Below are 15,731 nucleotides of genomic sequence, written 5' to 3' on the forward strand. Positions count from 1 at the left end.
AGGCAACCTACTACACCCCCGCCCAAAACACCCGCAGACTGTTTTGCCACACCTGCGGCAAAAGCGTTTCCACCGAGATACCTTTAACCTGTGCGACCTGTTCGGCAATGAATGGCAGGTATTTCGGCTCGTTTTTATGTCCGCGATACGGCACTGGGGTCAGATAAGGTGCGTCGGTCTCCAGCAGAATTTGTTCCAGCGGGGTCAAAGCAATAACTTCGCGCACATTGTCGGCTGCCTTGAAGGTGCTGATACCGTTAAAACCAATGCAAAAACCTTCCCCCAGACAGTATTCCGCCAGCTCGCGGCTGGAGGTAAAGCTGTGGATCACGCCGCGTTTACGCATTTGCCCGACGAAATTACCGAGAATGGCCTGAGTATCTGCATCCGCCTCACGGGTATGCACCACGATGGGCAAATCCAGCTCAATGGCAATCTGCAACTGGCGCTCAAAAGCATCACGCTGCTTGGCTCGATCGGAATAGTCATAATGGTAATCCAGACCAATTTCACCAACCGCGACAATTTTGTCATGCAATGCATTAGCGCGGATTTGTGCATCCACCAGATCACTGTAATCGTTGGCATCGTGCGGATGGATACCTTGCGTACCCCATACCTGCGGGTGTTGTTGCACCAGCGTCATCACCGTTGCCAGATTGTCAGGGGACACGCCGATGGTAATAATGCGCTCGACATTGACCCGCTGTGCCGCCTGCAAAACCGCAGCCAAGGCATCACCTTCCAAATAGTCCAGATGGCAATGAGTTTCGATGATCGGATGGTTGAATACGGGGATGTCACGCTTTTTGCTCATGGGAGTGTTTGCCTGATTCAGAAGATGGAAATTCTGGGTTGCTTGCCTGCGGAATGCAAGACGTGCGGACATCAAACAAACGAAAGGGGTTCAGGTATACGTCTGAACCCCTTTTTTATCGCATATCAGCAGCAGCTTAGTCTGCGATCAGGCGAATCCGTACCAGTGACCCTGCTGGAGCAGCAACCATTGGCCAAGTCTGGATTGAACGGTCACTCGTTACCAGGAAATTCGCTGCAACAGGCGTGCCGGAGTGAGAACGGGAAGAAGAAATAAACGGCGCGTCGTACAAGGCGGAGGTAACACCTACACTGAAACTCATGTCATTAAATAACGCAGTATCAATGGCGGGATCAGCACTAGCACTGTAATTGGTAATACCTGTTGCGGCACCTGCTTCAGGAAATCTGCCAGTACCAGAATCACGCCCGGTAGTTGTACCGGAAGTACCCACCAGTTCTTCAATGGTCGGCAGACGCCAGGTCTTTTTGCCACACATCCCCTGACCAGCATTAGCCGCATTCATGTAAGCCGTGTAGGTATCCGTGTCGCAGTTACTGATTCCACCGCAAGGATAATTACCACCTGCGGGTGAAATACCACCAGAACCCAACACATACAACCATTCCTTGTCGCGTGCGTCGCTGTTACTGGTACGGATTTCCCATACCTTGCCGGAAGGAGCACGCACGCAAGACCAAGAAGCTGCACCTGTTGCGGCCACAAAACCATCGGCATTCAGTTTGGTGTAGCTACCACCACCTGAGCCACTACCATCAGTGGGATCCTGCTCATCCATCGTGCCATCGCTGTCTGAATCCTTGATACTGGATTCAAGGGCATCTATCTTGCCATCGTTATCGGTATCGTTTGGTTTGGTAATATCAGGCCCAACCTCGGTCTTGTCGTTTTTACCATCACCATCCGTGTCAGCTTTCAGTGGATCAGTTCCCAATACCGCCTCTTCCGCGTCAGTCAAGCCATCACCGTCATCATCCTTATCAGTGGAATCCGGCTCGCCATCGTTGTCGGTATCTGTTGCCACAGTCCCCCCTGTAGAAGCAGTCGGGCTACCGCTGCTACTATCACAGGCAGTCAGCAAGGAAGCCAATAAAATGGCAGCCACGACCATACCCATTGAGCGGACTTTTTCAGATTGCGCACCATCCGGCAGAGCATCCTGCTTTTCTACAGAAACATTTTTCTTAGACATAGGTAATTCCACCATTCTATAAAATTAACTGATATAGTGAATGCAAATTAATGCTTAAGCATCTTATAGCACAATGAAAACACCCCAGAAGACTTCAGACATAGCCATCCAAAAAAATCCGAAAAATCATGGGAATTTATTTAAAAAAATCAATATTATGATTGAAAACAACCACTAATTAGAATTTTCCTATGAAATAAATAAAATAAATTTATTGTAAAAAATAAAATGAAGAATATTATCAAAAACCTACGAGCAATAGGTTCATCAAGCCATATACCCAGAAAAACACACCGACAATCCATTTATTTTTGTAATTAAAAAATTAAACCCAGATCACTACCGCCCGATCAAAATACACGCGCAAACGCTTCGGTAGCATAGGTTTGCAAACCATCGCCTTCCCGCCAAATGAAATAGGCGGCCAAACCGTGTTGCTCAGCAAACACTTTGCCTTTCACCTCCCCCAGTGACATCAGCAAAGTGGCATAAGCATCTGCCATTGTGCCATTTTCCGCCAGCACGGATACGGATGCGAGTTGATGTGCCACCGGAAAACCCGTCTGCGGATCAAGCGTGTGGGAATAGCGTTTGCCGCCCTGCATGAAGAAATTGCGGTAATCGCCGGACGTTGCCAGCGCCGCATTCTGCAATTTGATGCCTTGCTGTACTGCCCGTTCGTTACCCAACGGTTTTTCGATGGCAATACGCCAGGGATCACCGCGTGGGCTAAGACCACGGGTACGGATTTCGCCTGCAATTTCAACCATATAATTATGGATACCGACAGACTCCAGATATTCGCCTGCCATGTCGGTGGCGAAACCATCTGCCATCGAAGCCAGGTCAACAGATACATCGGCACGCGACTTGCGCAGTGCGGGTGGGTCAAGTCTTGCCTGCAATTTTTGATAGCCCACTTTAGCGCGAACAGCATCAACCTCAGCCTGGGCAGGAACCTGATCTTTTACCTGTTCCGCACTAAAGCCCCACAATTTGATCAGTGGCCCGACCGTGACATCGTAGGAGCCGCCACTTTGCTCACTGAGCTGCAAGGCAGTGCTGACGAGTTGCGCCAATAGGGGGGAAACCGGGAACCAGTCCGTGCCCTCGTGCTGATTAAAGCGGGAAATTTCCGAGGTTTTGTCCCAGCCAGCCAGCAATTGGCTGGAATTGGCAAATGCAGTCGAAATCCCTGCTTGCAGGGTGGCGGCCTCTAGGCCATCGGGTACATCCGTTAGAGTGACATGCCAAGAAGCGGTGCCTTGCATACCCGCCAGCCGCAAACCCTCAGACTGACCACAACCCGCCAACAGCAGACTCACCATAAAAAATGCCAACCCAAGGGCTGGCATGAGTGATTTCATTATTCCCCGCAACATCGGCTCAGGCTACCGTTTCAGCAGCGCCCTTGCCCTTGTTCCCGGAAGGGCTGGTAAACCGGTCATTCAGATGCTGGACAAAGCGGTCAGTGGCATCACGAATGCTATCCAGACGGCTGCGGGTACGTTTGCTCCACCCGGCAGGTGAAGTCTGGAAGATACTGCGCCAGAAACGGGTACTTTTGAGGAACGCGGGTGCAAGGTTGCCGTAGGCTTCTGGCTTGTTCAGCCGCTCTGCCATGCGTTTCGCCAGCTTGTTGCGGATCAGGAAATGCAGGCTAACTGCCAGCAGTACGGGGATCAGGATGGCAATAACTGTCGCAAGCATGTTGCCCGCCAGTGATGCCAGCCAAGGAGGATTGAACAACAGCCCTTCCCAGTAGCCAAACTCGATACTCATCCCCAGCAGCGTAATTGCCAGCAGACCAAACACAAAAACATCCGTCATCAGCACCTGTTTTTTCCAGCTTTTCAGCGCTTCACGCAAACGTGGCACTGCCTGCTGCTCAATCTGGTTGGCCTGAGATTCCATTGAACCGATGATGCGGTAGGCACGCTCGATATTCACCCCTTCCACCCGCGTCATGATGCGCTGGTAATCAGCCTCACGCTTGGCGACATAACGCGCCCATACATTGGCATCGGCCACCGGGGTTGCCAGCTTGTCGTTGAACAGGATATGGAAGCTGCCCGCTGACAAACCCTGCTGCACCAACGATTTCTGCCAAGCAGATACGATGTCTTCCAGATTGTCTTCCCGTGCCGAGGTATCAATCTGGTTGAGGATAAACAGGAACTTACTGCTGTCGTTGCGGCGCATCGCCCCTTTGACCAGGTGTTCCAGCGTATCCTGCATCGCCCCCGGTTCGGGGTGGCGGGCATCAAAAAACACCAGCACCAGATCAGAAAGCTCGATAATGTGGTCGGTAATCCGCAAGGTGGATTTGCGTTGTTCATCCGCATCAAACCCAGGGGAGTCAATCAGGATTCTGCCACGCAGTTTTTCGCTGGGTGCTACCTTCATTTGCAGGTAGTTATCAATTTTCGCTCCTTCCCCTGCCGATACGTTCTCGATTTCCTCGCTGATCTGGTAGAAAGGGAAACGGGGGTCACCATCCAGCGCCAACCCAGGCAGGGTACGTACCTGCCCATCCGGGCTAAAGGTAATAACGGTAAAGCGGTCGTCAACGGCCTGATTGCCGGTACGTTGCAGGTTTACATCCAGATAGCTATTGATAAAGCTGGATTTACCTGCCGAGAAAGTGCCCAGAATTGACACCAGCGGCCACCATGAGATTTGGGTAGCATAAGACTCACCAGCATCCAGCAGACCAAGTTTCTGGGCAACGGCATCCAGTTCACGGTATTGGTTCACGGCTTCGACCAAAACCGGATTCTCCCGTTTCAGATGTTCCTGCAACCGTTTAAGGCGTTGCTCCATGCGCTTGGCTGGTGTCATTCTTTTTATCCTTTGGTCATGCTGGCAAGTATTTGTTGCTGCCGCAATGGGTCATCAATAGCACTATGCCCGTCTTTGGCCGTTGCAGCACCCTCAGGTGCTGGAATAACGTTTCCAGAGGCAGGCGGTGCCTCCTGAACAACCGCCTCAGGTGCAGTCCCACTGGTTGGAGGCACTATTGGCGGAGAAGATAATGTGGTTGCGGGTATCGACTGTGTACTGACAGGTGCTTGTTGTTGCGGTGTGGCCGTTGCCTGAGGCCATCCGTAATAACCATTATAGTAAGGCGTTGCACCCACGACAGGTGGTGGTACAACATACGGAGTTGTCTTGTCGCTGCCGAAGGGACTGAACTTGTTGAACATTTTCATAGGCCCGGAAATATTCTTGTTCATCGACCACATATCACGCTGCATGTTGTAGGTAGAAACAGCCATGTTCTGAGTAGAGGCATTCATCTGCTGGATGTTGCCCGCCATATCCTGCGTGCTATCGGTCATGATGCCTGTGGACTGGACAAGGTTGCCCATCTGATCGTTCATGGTCGTCATGGTTCCGGTCATCGTTACCATGCTGGTACTAACCGACTGGTTCATATCAGCAATGGTTTGCGTCAATCTGTGCACGTCAGTAGTTAACGACTGAACCAAATAAAAACCATAAGCAGACAAGATAATGAAAGCCACCATAGCTGGATAGACGATCATCTGTAGAGTTCGCGTCACATTAACCTGACGTTGCTCGAAATCTTGCAACTCATCCTCTACACCATGCAATTCGTGCTCGATTTCATCAAGCTCGGATGTTTTGCCACTCTTTACCATCGGTTCCTGTCCTCTCATCCGGTTCTACCCAACATCCCTTGTCAGCCGACACCGGTACTGTGAATGCGTTTACGCTGTTTCCAAGGCGCTGCTCATCGTTATCTTCCGTCCTTTCCTTTGGTAGTAGCAACCGTGTAACCCGGTTTTGCTTTTCTTGATAATCTTGTTATCTGTACGACAATAAAGCCAGTGTGGAGTCGTGTCAAACGCCACACCGGCTTTTTCACAGATGTTGCCGAAAAATGATTATTTCAGGGCTGCATCAATTTTTTTGGCTAATTCAGGGTTAACCATGTCGACATACAACTTCATGTTGAATGCTTCACCGGTACGCCCCTGGGCAGCCAGTTGCGGAGCGATGTCCGCAAACAGTTCAGCCGCCTTGCTGGCATTACCCTGCTTCCAGAACACATTGGCAAGCTCGCCTTTGTAATCCAGTGAATCAGGTTTTTGCTCCAGCAATTTGCCATAGAACTCGGCAGCACGCTCCAGTTCATTGCTCCAGTAGGCTTCACGGGCAGCACGCAACAGATCCTGTTCGCTTGCTGCCGGAGCAGCATTGGCATCAGCCGCAACGGGAGCTGGAACTGCGCCAGCTTGCTCGGCAACAGGCGCAACAGCAGGGGCTGCAACGGCTGGTGCTTGCTCAGCAGGAACAGCGGCAACCGCAGGTACTTGTTCAGCAACCACAACGGCTGGTGCTGCTACAGCTTGCCCGGCAACAGGAGCCGCATCCTTACCATGTGCTGAAACAGCTTGCTTGCCAGCATCGACAGGATGAGCCGGAGCACTATGTGTGTCTTTTGCATGATCACCCTTGCCCGCCTTATCCCCTGCGCCACCCATGCCGAAATTCAGCAAAATGGCCAACACCGCCAGCAACCATGCCAGCAAAATAGGATGTTTCATTAACCAACGTAGAATATGCATCTGAATCTCCTTTTCCCTAGACCCTAGATATTATTAAAAGAATGTATTAAACAGGATAAAGTGTACGCCCAAGTTCTTCGATTTCGGCTGCGGCTTTGGAACGCGGTTCCATCTCAAATACCGCCAGCCCTTCACTGAATGACCGACGATAAGTGGTACGCATGTACAAACGCGACTCCAGCAAACGGATTCCATCCAGCATCTGGATAGCCTCTGCTGCTTCATCAGTTTCACGCACCGCATGATGGGTGTCTGCCCGGTTGATAACAGCCAGCAGTTCAACAGGCTTGCCCGCCCGGATGGTTTCCACCATTTTCAGGAAACGCTGGGTTGACCAGACATCTGCCTGACTGGGAGAAACCGGAATCAGGATGCGGTCAGCCTGGCTCACCGCCTGTTCCAGTGCTGCCATGTCCGCCAGCCCTATGTCTACCAGGACTTCCGAGTGACCACCTTCCGTTCCCAGACTCCCGACCGTTGTCTGCGGCTGAATAGCAGGCAAATAACCTTCTTCCTGCCGGATTTCAAACGCATCCAGTGTTGTCGCTTGCGGATCAAGATCATACACGACCACATGCCGGTTATGCCGGGTCGCCACCCATAACGCCAGATTGAACGTTACAGTACTCTTGCCTGTTCCACCCTTGAGATTACCGATCAGCGTAATCATTGCCTGACTCACTTCATCTGTTTTGTTCTGGCAACCCGCCCCTTGCAAAAGAGCGGGACACGCCAGACTTACTGTTTGATAGGTTCCTGCTGCGACTGGGGCTGCATTTGCTGCGGCATCGGAGGCATCATCATTTGCCCGCGATGTTGCTGCTGTTGCATTCCGCCCTGCCCCATTGGGAAGCCCTGTTGCGGCATGAAACGCATGTCAGGCATCTGCATACGTTGCTGCATCATTTGCTGTGGCATGGCTGGACGTGCCTGCATGGATTGCCCCTGCATTGGCGGAGCCATGTACTGACCGCCTTGTGGAGGCGGCATCATGCCACCTTCAGGCATCGCAGGCATGGGAATGGCATACAGGTAGTAGTAGGATGCTGGCGGCTGCGGCATGACCGGTGGCATTGGAGCCTTGATGTCCTGGGCCACAGGCGCTGGTGGCACTGCCGGAGGCTGGGCAGCAGCACTCATGTCAGGGGCGGCTGGTACGGCTGGCGCATTGGCTTGAGGCATCGCAGGTGCTGGTGGTACAGCAGGAATCTGTGGTGCTGTCACTTCAGGAGCCGCAGGCGCCACCGGAACTGCTGGTACGGCAGGAACTGCCAAATCTTTAGCCTCAGGAATGGCTGGAACGGCTGGAACCGCTGGCACAGCAGGTGTCGCCGGAGCTGCTGGTACTTGTGGCACGGCTGGAGCAGCAGGCACAGGTGGTACAGCAGGAATGCTGGCTACTGGAGCAGCGGCTGCTTCCACAGGAGCCTGCTGTGCATTGGCAGGCGCGGCTGGAGCAACTGGGGCTTCTGGCACTTTCATTTCTGCTACAGCAGGTGCTACCGGAGCTTCTGGCGCTTTCATTTCTGGTACAACAGGTGCTACCGGAGCTTCTGGCGCTTTTACTTCAGCAATAGCCGGTGCGGTTGGAGCAGCCGGGGCTTCTGACGCTTTCATTTCTGGTACAGCAGGTGCTTCTGGTGCTTTTACTTCAGCCACAGCAGGAGCAGCGGCAGGTTGCGCTTCAACTGCGGGAACAGGTATTTGTGCGGCATTTTGCGGGGCAGCAGGCGCTGCCGGTTGCTCAGGCGTTGCAGGCACAGCAGGTGCTACTGGCTTTTCAGGAGCAACAGGAACAGCAGGCGCTTCAGGAGCAACAGGCGCTACTGCCGCCATTGCCCCCTGAGCCGCGCTAGCCTGTGCTTCCTGTGCCGCACCTTCTGTCATGAATGGCCCCGGCGGTGGAGGCGGCAAATTACTAGTTTCAGCCCATACATTGCTGCCAAACAGGCCAAGCGTAGCAGAGGTTGCTACCGTGGCAACTGCGATGGCAAGCTGCTTTTTATTGAACGTTTTCATAAGTGTCGTCTTCCTTCAGATTAAATATCCGTCTTGAGTTTTATTCCCCGTCTACCTGGGGATTTTCTCCGTTCCTTCGATTCGGTGGAAGAGGATACAGCATCGTCTACCGTTGTGCTGCCTGATTCCCCTTGTTGTTCAGCGGCTGGTTCTGTCACAGGCTGTACTGCCGCTTCTGTTTCATGTTGTTGCCGGGCTGACGTTTCGCTGGCAACCTCGATTGCTGTCGATTCCACCACAACAGCCGAAACTGCCGCTACCGGCTCAGCAGGTGCGGGCTTGGCATTCCCCCGCACTGCGGCTGCCGCAGCCAATACTCTGGCTTTAGCTTGTTGACGCTCTTGCTCACGCTTTGCTGCCTTGCGCTCTTTGGACTTGCGCATCAGTTTTCCACCCGCAGCAAATAGGCCGCCGATACCCTGTGCGACCGACTGCATCAGGGAAACACCATACATACCCGCATAAGTAACCACGGATTTACCCATTTTCGCTACACTTTTGCGTGGCTTGGAAGATTCCGGCGTTGCGCCACCTGCTCCCCCTCCTGTAGGGTCACGGGGATCAGGACAAACATGCATGGACTCGCCCGCGCTGATACAACCCAACGGAATAATCAGCAAGGTCAACAAGGTTGCCACTGCACCACCAAAAATCAGGGATACTGCCATCCCTTGGAAAATCGGGTCAGACAGGATCACCATCGAGCCACCAAACAGTGCCAGTGCAGTAATCACAATTGGGCGGGTACGTGCTTCGCATGAATGGATGACTGCCTCCAGTACCGTTTCGCCTGACGCCACCGCCTCCCGCGCAAAGTCTACCAGCAGGATGGAGTTGCGCACGATAATCCCTGCCAAAGCAATGAAACCGATCATGGAAGTTGCGGTAAATTCCGCGTTCATGAGCCAGTGACCCGGCACAATCCCGATCAGGGTCAGAGGAATCGGAGCCATGATGATGGCAGGCAAGGTAAAGTTGCCAAACTGCGCCACAATCAGCATGTAAATCAGCACCAGCGCGGCGGCAAACGCAATCCCCATGTCGCGGAACGTTTCCCACGTCACTGTCCATTCACCGCCCCATTCAAAGGCAGTTTTGGCTTCCACGCCTTGCGGGGACTTGAGCCAGTAGGCTTCATCCACCAGTTTGGTTCCATCCGGCGTTACGTAACCGGCTCCATTGTTAGCTTTCGCTAGCAAGTCTTCTACCTGGCTTTGACCGTATACAGGTGCTGCCAAACGCCCGACCGTTTCAGCCGTGACGAATTCAACCGCACGCAAATCCTTGCGGTAAATGGGCTTATCCTGTTGGTCAAACACAAAGGTTCCCAACTCATGCAAAGGTACGAACTGCCCTGTGCGGTTTGTAACCGGCAATTGCGACAGGCGATAAATCTGCGAGCGTGCGCTCAACGGAACCTGCATCACAATCCGGGTTGGGTCAATCAGGGCATTTTTCTTGATGTCACCCAGAATGAAGCCGCCCATCGCCATTTCCAGTGTACGGTTGACATCTTCTGCGGTGATGCCGTTACGCTGTGCTTTGTCGGAATCCACCTGGAACCGCAGGATCTGGTGATCCTCCTCCATCAGGTTGTCGACATCATCCAGATTCTCGGCTTCTTCAAACATTTTGGTCAGGTCTGCGGCAACCTGCCGACGGGTATTGGCATCCGGCCCGTAGATTTCAGCCACGACGGATTGCAATACAGGTGGACCAGGCGGCATTTCCACAACCTGTAACTTGCCATTGCTGCCTTCCAGCAAAGGCTGAAGCAAGGCACGCGCCTCTACAGCGATCTCATGACTGGTGCGTTTACGGTCGTGCTTGTCGGTCAATTGCACCTGGATGTCGGCCTGCCAAGGCTGTTGGCGCAGGTAGTAATGGCGCACCAGACCATTAAAGTTGAACGGTGAAGCTGTGCCCACATAAGTTTGCAAGGCAGTGACTTCAGGAATTTCCTTCAGTTTGGTTGCCAGCGTATGCACCAGATTGGCGGTAACTGGCAAAGCAGTCCCTTCCGGCATGTTCAATACCACGTTGAACTCGGGCTTGTTGTCCAGTGGCAACATTTTTACGCGCACGGATTTCAACGGATAGAACAGCAACATGCAGATGAAAAACACCACAATAATACCGATCAGGAAAGCCATGCCTTTCGTGCGGTTTGTCACCAGCGGCACAATCATGCCACGGAACAACTTTTCCATTTTGGCTGCCTGCTTGTGCTCTTTTTCAGCAGCATCATGCAAACTGCGTAGGGATGGCTTGAAACGGTTGGTCAACCACGGCGTAAAGGCAAACGCAGCAAACAGTGAAATCACCATCGCCACGGAACCCAGCACCGGAATCGGCAGCATGTACGGCCCCATCATCCCGCTGACAAACCCCATCGGCAACAAGGCTGCAATAACAGTACCAGTTGCAAGAATGGTCGGGTTGCCTACTTCGCGCACCGCATCCACGGCAGTATCAACATCGGTATTTTCGATCAGCAACCAGCGGCGATAAATGTTTTCCACCACCACAATCGCATCATCGACCAGAATCCCAATAGAGAAAATCAGCGCAAACAGGCTTACACGGTCAATAGTCATACCCATGATCCACGCCGAAAATACCGTGGTGGTAATAACTGCTGGGATGACAATCAACACTACAAACGCAGCACGAATACCCAAGAAAAACCATACCAGCAAGGTTACGATACCTGTCGCCACAAACAGCTTGAGGATCAGCTCGTCAACCTTGGCTTTGGCTGTTTCCCCATAGTTACGGGTAACAGCAACATTCACGTTGTCAGGAATGATGCGGCCTTTCAGCACGTTCAGCTTGTCCAGGACTGCGTTGGCAACATCCACACCGTTAGTACCATGCTTTTTGGCAATTGCCAGTGTTACGGCAGGTGCATTATCAGCCACTTCCTTGCTGGCAAGCGCAGAACCGGTGTAATAGCCAACTGAACGCCCGGCATCGCTGGGTTCTTCAGTAACGGTAGCCACATCACGCACATACACAGGACGCCCGTCGATAACGGCCACCATCAGGCGTTTCACATCTTCAGCAGAATTGAGGAAAGCGCCACTATAGACTCGGAAAACGCGCTGGTCAGGCTCCACCGCCCCGGTATTACGTTCAGAATTGGCCATGCGGATGGCATTCGCCACCTGTTCCAGCGAAACCCCGAAGGTTGCCAGACGCTCTGGCAAAATTTCGACTTTCAGCTCCTCGTGGCGACCATCCACAATGAAGCTCTGGCTGGTGTTTTTCACCTCACGCAGGCTTTGCAACACATCCAGCGCCACCAGTCGCAAGTTCGCATCATCCACTTGGTTCGACCACAAGGTCAGCGTGACCAGCGGCACATCATCCGCCCCCTTCGGCTTGACCAGCGGTGTCTGCACGCCAAACGGAATCTTGTCCTTGTTGGATTCCAGCTTGTCATACAGCTTGACCAGTGACGACTCCAGTTGCTCCCCGACGATGAACTGTACTGTCACCATCGACTGCTCACGGGCGGAATAGGAATAAACGTGATCCACCCCCGTCATCTCGTACATGATGCTTTCCAGCGGGCGGGAAATGAGGTTTTCAACCTCCTGTGCCGACGCCCCTGGATAACGGACAAAAATGTCCACCATCGGTACGGAAATCTGCGGATCTTCCTGTCGGGGCGTTACCCACATGCCCAAAACACCGACGGCAAAAAATGCCAGCAGCAACAAAAGGGACAATGGGGATGTAATAAACGCCCTGGCCATGGAGCCAGCCATCCCTGGATTGTGGTGCGGGTGCGCGTGGGTTGCGTCGTGCTGCGAATCATTCATGGGCATATACCGTCACTGGTAAACTACTATTTTTTATCTGGCATCCAACCGGAGGAAACCCCAGCAGGCGGCTGATCAATAATCCGCTCACCTGGGCTTACGCCTGAGACCACCTCAACCATACCATCACCCTGATCAGAACCCAGTCTGACCAGACGCAATTCAGAAACATTGTCATCCCTGACCACCAACACGCTTGGCAGGCTACGCCCACTCAGCAGGGCAGTACGCGGGATGACTGCCACTTTGGAGGCATCCTTGCTGCGTTCCGGCAAATGGATTTCCGCATACATACCGGGTGCAGTCACTACATCTACCGGCAAATCAAACTTCACCGTCACCGTATGGCGCTCAGGATCAGCCACCGGGTAAATCTGCGAAACCTTGGCCATGGTACGAACCTTACCATCAATATGCACCGGCACAACCATATCCTGACTCAGATTGGACACCAAGCCGGAAGGCACATCCGCCTGCAAGCGCTTGAACTTGACGTAACCGAACTTGATCAATGGCTGACCAGGCTGCACCGTATCTCCCACTTCCACTAGCTTGCTGAGCACAATGCCTTCAAAGGGAGCAATGGATTTGGCATCACGCAGCGCTGCATCAATTTCCTGCAACTGTGACACAGCCTGCTGCAAATTGCTTTGTGCCTGCGATACCCCAGTGGCGCTGCTCATCAGGTCGGAGTAACGCCCCACATCCGAGTCATAGTTCCCCATGAAAGATTCAGCAAACGGGCGCACAGCAAACATATCAAACATGGCAGGCAAGCCAAAACCGGGCATTGCACCGACATCTTTGCTACGCGGGGAAACCAGTTCACGGGTATATTGGGTCTGGGAATTCTGCACCGATGCCTGGGCGATGCTGATCTGGGCAAGAATGGCATTACGCTTGGCGAGCAACTGGGTTTCATCCACCTGGACGATGACCTCTCCCTGTTTAAACGCCGAACCGACCTCACCCGCCACAACCTTTACCACACCAGGAACCTGAGCGGCAAGGGTCACTTCTTTATAAGGGATGACGGTACTGCCGAGCACCGAATACGTCTGGGAACTGGCTGCATCAATCCGCACAATCTCTGCCGCCCCTACCACGGACGGCAAGCAGACGCAAAGCGCCGAGGTTAGAAACCCAAGCACAATTTTTCTTGTATACATGCGTTTAAACTTCCTCAAAGCGGTAGTATTGAAGACGAGTTGAGGGGAAAACATGCCCTTGTCACAGAAGCTGTTTGCCATAGAACATCATCCCCTCTCAATCTAGGCGGAACTATATCGTTTAACCCTTCCAAATTCCAGTCAATACAACAGAATATTAGAAAATTCTTATGGATGTACCAGCAATACCCGCTTCATCTCACCGAAGTTATCATGCTCCAGCGTTATTTCCAACGCAGCAGGTAACAGTGTTTTCCCTTCAGGCCACTCATCCCGCCACGCTTTTTTCTCATCCATGAAACGGATACCCACGTCCTTGACCCCCTCCAGCAAAGCAAGCCCCACCGCCTCCTGGGAATCTGCGCGGTCAAGCAGATTCCAGCTTTGTCGTACCAGCACACCTTTTTCAAGCACATAACGCACCCGCTGCAAGGAACTGCGCATTTGCCCTTCCTGACGTAGCTCCCAACCCATGTCAGGATTGCCACCTCGGGTAAACTCCAGCAACGCCCCAGCATCATCCAGCGCCTGCACAGCAGGGGCTTTTTCCCCGTAACCCATATTGGCCTTGCGCAAAACCATCTGGTGTACATCGCGCTCCAGCATCACCCACGCCCGCTGCAACTGCTGCAACGCAGCCTGTTTGCCTTGCATGTTGCGATTGGCATCCATCAGCATCGACGCCGAACTGTAGGAAAGCGTCACCATCAACGCGAATACAGCCAGCGCAATCATTAGTTCCAGCAAGGTAAAACCGCGTGAATGCCTCATGGCGCAACAACCTTGGGGCGTGGTTTTGGATTGGGATTAGCCAGATAGCCAACCTGCATGGCAATCAGTTCCTTGTCATTGCCTTTACGAAACACTGACACTTGTACCCTGCGCAAGTCATCATCAGCGGTTTTCAGCACTTCTTGCTGCCATTGCCAAGTTATCCCGCCCATGTCTGCATCCCCTGAACGTTTGCCAATGGCTGGAAAATCTCCCTTCAATTGCACAACTGCCAACTGGTTGGAAGCTACCCAGCGAGCCATGGCGGCATCCCTAGCACGGTTATAAGCGAACAAATCACCTGTACTGGTTTCCACACTGACACCAATTACCAGCCCCAGCAGCAATAAAGCGAACATGATTTCAATCAGGTTGAAACCGGACTGCGTTTTCATTTCGCCCCCCTGGCAGCATCCAGCAGGCGACCTTGCGCATCAAATTTTACGATGCTTTCACGCTGCCCATCTCGCAGATGCCATTCAAACGGTCGCATTTCCCCGGTTGGTAAAATGGAAATTTGTGGCTTGCTTTGCCCTTCATCCTGCTTGCGTGACAGGGAAACCGCCTGTCCATCCAAATACAGGGTTTGCTGATATTTGCCGCGCCACTCATGACGTCGCCACAAGCTATCCTTTTCAATCAGCTTCCAGCCACCAAACCCTGAATACTCGTAAAAAGCATAACCTGTTTCATCCAGTTGCAGCCCTAGTGCCTGGGAGCGGACAACGGCTTCATCCTGTGCCAGCAAAACGCGCTCACGCAAACGATCTACCTCCTCACTGAGCGGATCGCTTACTGTCTGCGTCAGCATGGAACCTGCCAGCGAATAGAGAATGCCGACGACCAGCACGACGATCAGCATTTCCAGCAGGGAAAAACCTTTGGCCTTGTTACTCAAGCTGCCAGCTACCCACATCATCTTCAGTACCTTCACGCTTGTCCGGGCCGATACTGTAAACATCAATTTCACTGCCATGCGTGCCTGGGTTCAGGTAGCGGTAATCGTTACCCCACGGATCTTTGGGCAGGGCTTTCATGTATTGACGCCAGCGTGGTGCATTACCCGGATTTGTCACCAGCGCATTCAACGCACCAGAAGACGGGAAAGTACCGTTATCAGCCCGGAACATTTCCAACTTGACCTTCAGGTCGCCGACTTCTTTCTTGGCTTTCAGGTTTTGTGCATCACCCATGACGTTCAGGTTACTAAACACCAGCCCCAGCAAGATACCAATAATGACAATGACGATCATCAATTCTGTCAGTGAGAAACCTGCCTCACCCTGTTTGCGCCTGACTGCGCCCTGCTTAACCATTCCG

At 52.8% G+C, this 15,731-nt stretch carries 14 protein-coding genes; all 14 read right to left on the reverse strand.

Features of this window, described 5'->3' with window-relative positions; all coding sequences use genetic code 11:
* Positions 1 to 10 precede the first annotated feature (10 nt).
* The 14 genes from B2U47_RS14535 to gspG all read right to left on the reverse strand — a co-directional run bounded on the left by B2U47_RS14535 (position 11) and on the right by gspG (position 15,727).
* Positions 11 to 817, reverse strand: coding sequence for a TatD family hydrolase (locus B2U47_RS14535; RefSeq protein ID WP_296678319.1), 807 nt, complete (start codon positions 815 to 817; stop codon positions 11 to 13).
* A gap of 136 nt (positions 818 to 953) precedes the next feature.
* Entirely contained in the window at positions 954 to 2,030 is a 1,077-nt protein-coding gene (locus tag B2U47_RS14540) for a hypothetical protein (protein WP_296678321.1), read from the reverse strand.
* Positions 2,031 to 2,380: 350 nt separating this feature from the next.
* Positions 2,381 to 3,397: an FAD:protein FMN transferase gene (locus tag B2U47_RS14545; protein ID WP_296678322.1), complete on the reverse strand. Its 1,017-nt coding sequence runs from the start codon at positions 3,395 to 3,397 to the stop codon at positions 2,381 to 2,383.
* 19 nt (positions 3,398 to 3,416) lie between these two features.
* On the reverse strand, positions 3,417 to 4,871 hold the full coding sequence (locus B2U47_RS14550; RefSeq protein ID WP_296678324.1) for a dynamin family protein: 1,455 nt from the start codon (positions 4,869 to 4,871) through the stop codon (positions 3,417 to 3,419).
* Positions 4,872 to 4,876: 5 nt separating this feature from the next.
* Positions 4,877 to 5,695, reverse strand: coding sequence for a hypothetical protein (locus tag B2U47_RS14555; protein ID WP_296678326.1), 819 nt, complete (start codon positions 5,693 to 5,695; stop codon positions 4,877 to 4,879).
* Between the two features lie 246 nt (positions 5,696 to 5,941).
* The gene (locus B2U47_RS14560) at positions 5,942 to 6,625 is read right to left on the reverse strand and encodes a tetratricopeptide repeat protein (protein ID WP_296678328.1); all 684 of its coding nucleotides are present in this window, start codon (positions 6,623 to 6,625) and stop codon (positions 5,942 to 5,944) included.
* Positions 6,626 to 6,671: 46 nt separating this feature from the next.
* The gene (locus tag B2U47_RS14565) at positions 6,672 to 7,295 is read right to left on the reverse strand and encodes an AAA family ATPase (RefSeq protein ID WP_296678330.1); all 624 of its coding nucleotides are present in this window, start codon (positions 7,293 to 7,295) and stop codon (positions 6,672 to 6,674) included.
* Between the two features lie 68 nt (positions 7,296 to 7,363).
* A complete protein-coding gene (locus tag B2U47_RS14570) occupies positions 7,364 to 8,644 on the reverse strand; it encodes a hypothetical protein (RefSeq protein ID WP_296678332.1) in 1,281 nt (426 codons plus the stop codon).
* Positions 8,645 to 8,664: 20 nt separating this feature from the next.
* The gene (locus tag B2U47_RS14575; protein WP_296678334.1) at positions 8,665 to 12,471 is read right to left on the reverse strand and encodes an efflux RND transporter permease subunit; all 3,807 of its coding nucleotides are present in this window, start codon (positions 12,469 to 12,471) and stop codon (positions 8,665 to 8,667) included.
* A 26-nt stretch (positions 12,472 to 12,497) separates the two neighbouring features.
* Positions 12,498 to 13,640 carry an efflux RND transporter periplasmic adaptor subunit gene (locus B2U47_RS14580; RefSeq protein ID WP_296678336.1) on the reverse strand — a complete coding sequence of 381 codons (1,143 nt, stop codon included), beginning with the start codon at positions 13,638 to 13,640 and terminating at the stop codon, positions 12,498 to 12,500.
* Positions 13,641 to 13,808: 168 nt separating this feature from the next.
* The gene (gene gspJ / locus B2U47_RS14585; protein WP_296678338.1) at positions 13,809 to 14,411 is read right to left on the reverse strand and encodes a type II secretion system minor pseudopilin GspJ; all 603 of its coding nucleotides are present in this window, start codon (positions 14,409 to 14,411) and stop codon (positions 13,809 to 13,811) included.
* Entirely contained in the window at positions 14,408 to 14,806 is a 399-nt protein-coding gene (gene gspI, locus B2U47_RS14590) for a type II secretion system minor pseudopilin GspI (RefSeq protein WP_296678340.1), read from the reverse strand. Before gspI ends, gspJ begins: the two co-directional genes overlap by 4 nt.
* Complete coding sequence (gene gspH, locus B2U47_RS14595; protein WP_296678342.1) at positions 14,803 to 15,330, reverse strand: type II secretion system minor pseudopilin GspH; 528 nt, start codon at positions 15,328 to 15,330, stop codon at positions 14,803 to 14,805. The genes gspI and gspH overlap by 4 nt, the downstream gene beginning before the upstream one ends.
* Entirely contained in the window at positions 15,302 to 15,727 is a 426-nt protein-coding gene (gspG, locus tag B2U47_RS14600) for a type II secretion system major pseudopilin GspG (protein ID WP_296678344.1), read from the reverse strand. Before gspG ends, gspH begins: the two co-directional genes overlap by 29 nt.
* Positions 15,728 to 15,731 lie beyond the last annotated feature (4 nt).

Origin of the sequence: Thiothrix sp. UBA5583 (genome assembly GCA_002425225.1) — a bacterium.
Classification (GTDB): Bacteria; Pseudomonadota; Gammaproteobacteria; order Thiotrichales; family Thiotrichaceae; genus Thiothrix; species Thiothrix moscowensis.

What these genes read in the sequence shown, in the direction of transcription:
- B2U47_RS14535 (WP_296678319.1), bottom strand. Translation starts at nt 817, where the DNA reads ATGAGCAAAAAGCGTGACATCCCCGTATTCAACCATCCGATCATCGAA.
- B2U47_RS14540 (WP_296678321.1), bottom strand. Translation starts at nt 2,030, where the DNA reads ATGTCTAAGAAAAATGTTTCTGTAGAAAAGCAGGATGCTCTGCCGGAT.
- B2U47_RS14545 (WP_296678322.1), bottom strand. Translation starts at nt 3,397, where the DNA reads ATGAAATCACTCATGCCAGCCCTTGGGTTGGCATTTTTTATGGTGAGT.
- B2U47_RS14550 (WP_296678324.1), bottom strand. Translation starts at nt 4,871, where the DNA reads ATGACACCAGCCAAGCGCATGGAGCAACGCCTTAAACGGTTGCAGGAA.
- B2U47_RS14555 (WP_296678326.1), bottom strand. Translation starts at nt 5,695, where the DNA reads ATGGTAAAGAGTGGCAAAACATCCGAGCTTGATGAAATCGAGCACGAA.
- B2U47_RS14560 (WP_296678328.1), bottom strand. Translation starts at nt 6,625, where the DNA reads ATGCATATTCTACGTTGGTTAATGAAACATCCTATTTTGCTGGCATGG.
- B2U47_RS14565 (WP_296678330.1), bottom strand. Translation starts at nt 7,295, where the DNA reads ATGATTACGCTGATCGGTAATCTCAAGGGTGGAACAGGCAAGAGTACT.
- B2U47_RS14570 (WP_296678332.1), bottom strand. Translation starts at nt 8,644, where the DNA reads ATGAAAACGTTCAATAAAAAGCAGCTTGCCATCGCAGTTGCCACGGTA.
- B2U47_RS14575 (WP_296678334.1), bottom strand. Translation starts at nt 12,471, where the DNA reads ATGAATGATTCGCAGCACGACGCAACCCACGCGCACCCGCACCACAAT.
- B2U47_RS14580 (WP_296678336.1), bottom strand. Translation starts at nt 13,640, where the DNA reads ATGTATACAAGAAAAATTGTGCTTGGGTTTCTAACCTCGGCGCTTTGC.
- gspJ (WP_296678338.1), bottom strand. Translation starts at nt 14,411, where the DNA reads ATGAGGCATTCACGCGGTTTTACCTTGCTGGAACTAATGATTGCGCTG.
- gspI (WP_296678340.1), bottom strand. Translation starts at nt 14,806, where the DNA reads ATGAAAACGCAGTCCGGTTTCAACCTGATTGAAATCATGTTCGCTTTA.
- gspH (WP_296678342.1), bottom strand. Translation starts at nt 15,330, where the DNA reads ATGATGTGGGTAGCTGGCAGCTTGAGTAACAAGGCCAAAGGTTTTTCC.
- gspG (WP_296678344.1), bottom strand. Translation starts at nt 15,727, where the DNA reads ATGGTTAAGCAGGGCGCAGTCAGGCGCAAACAGGGTGAGGCAGGTTTC.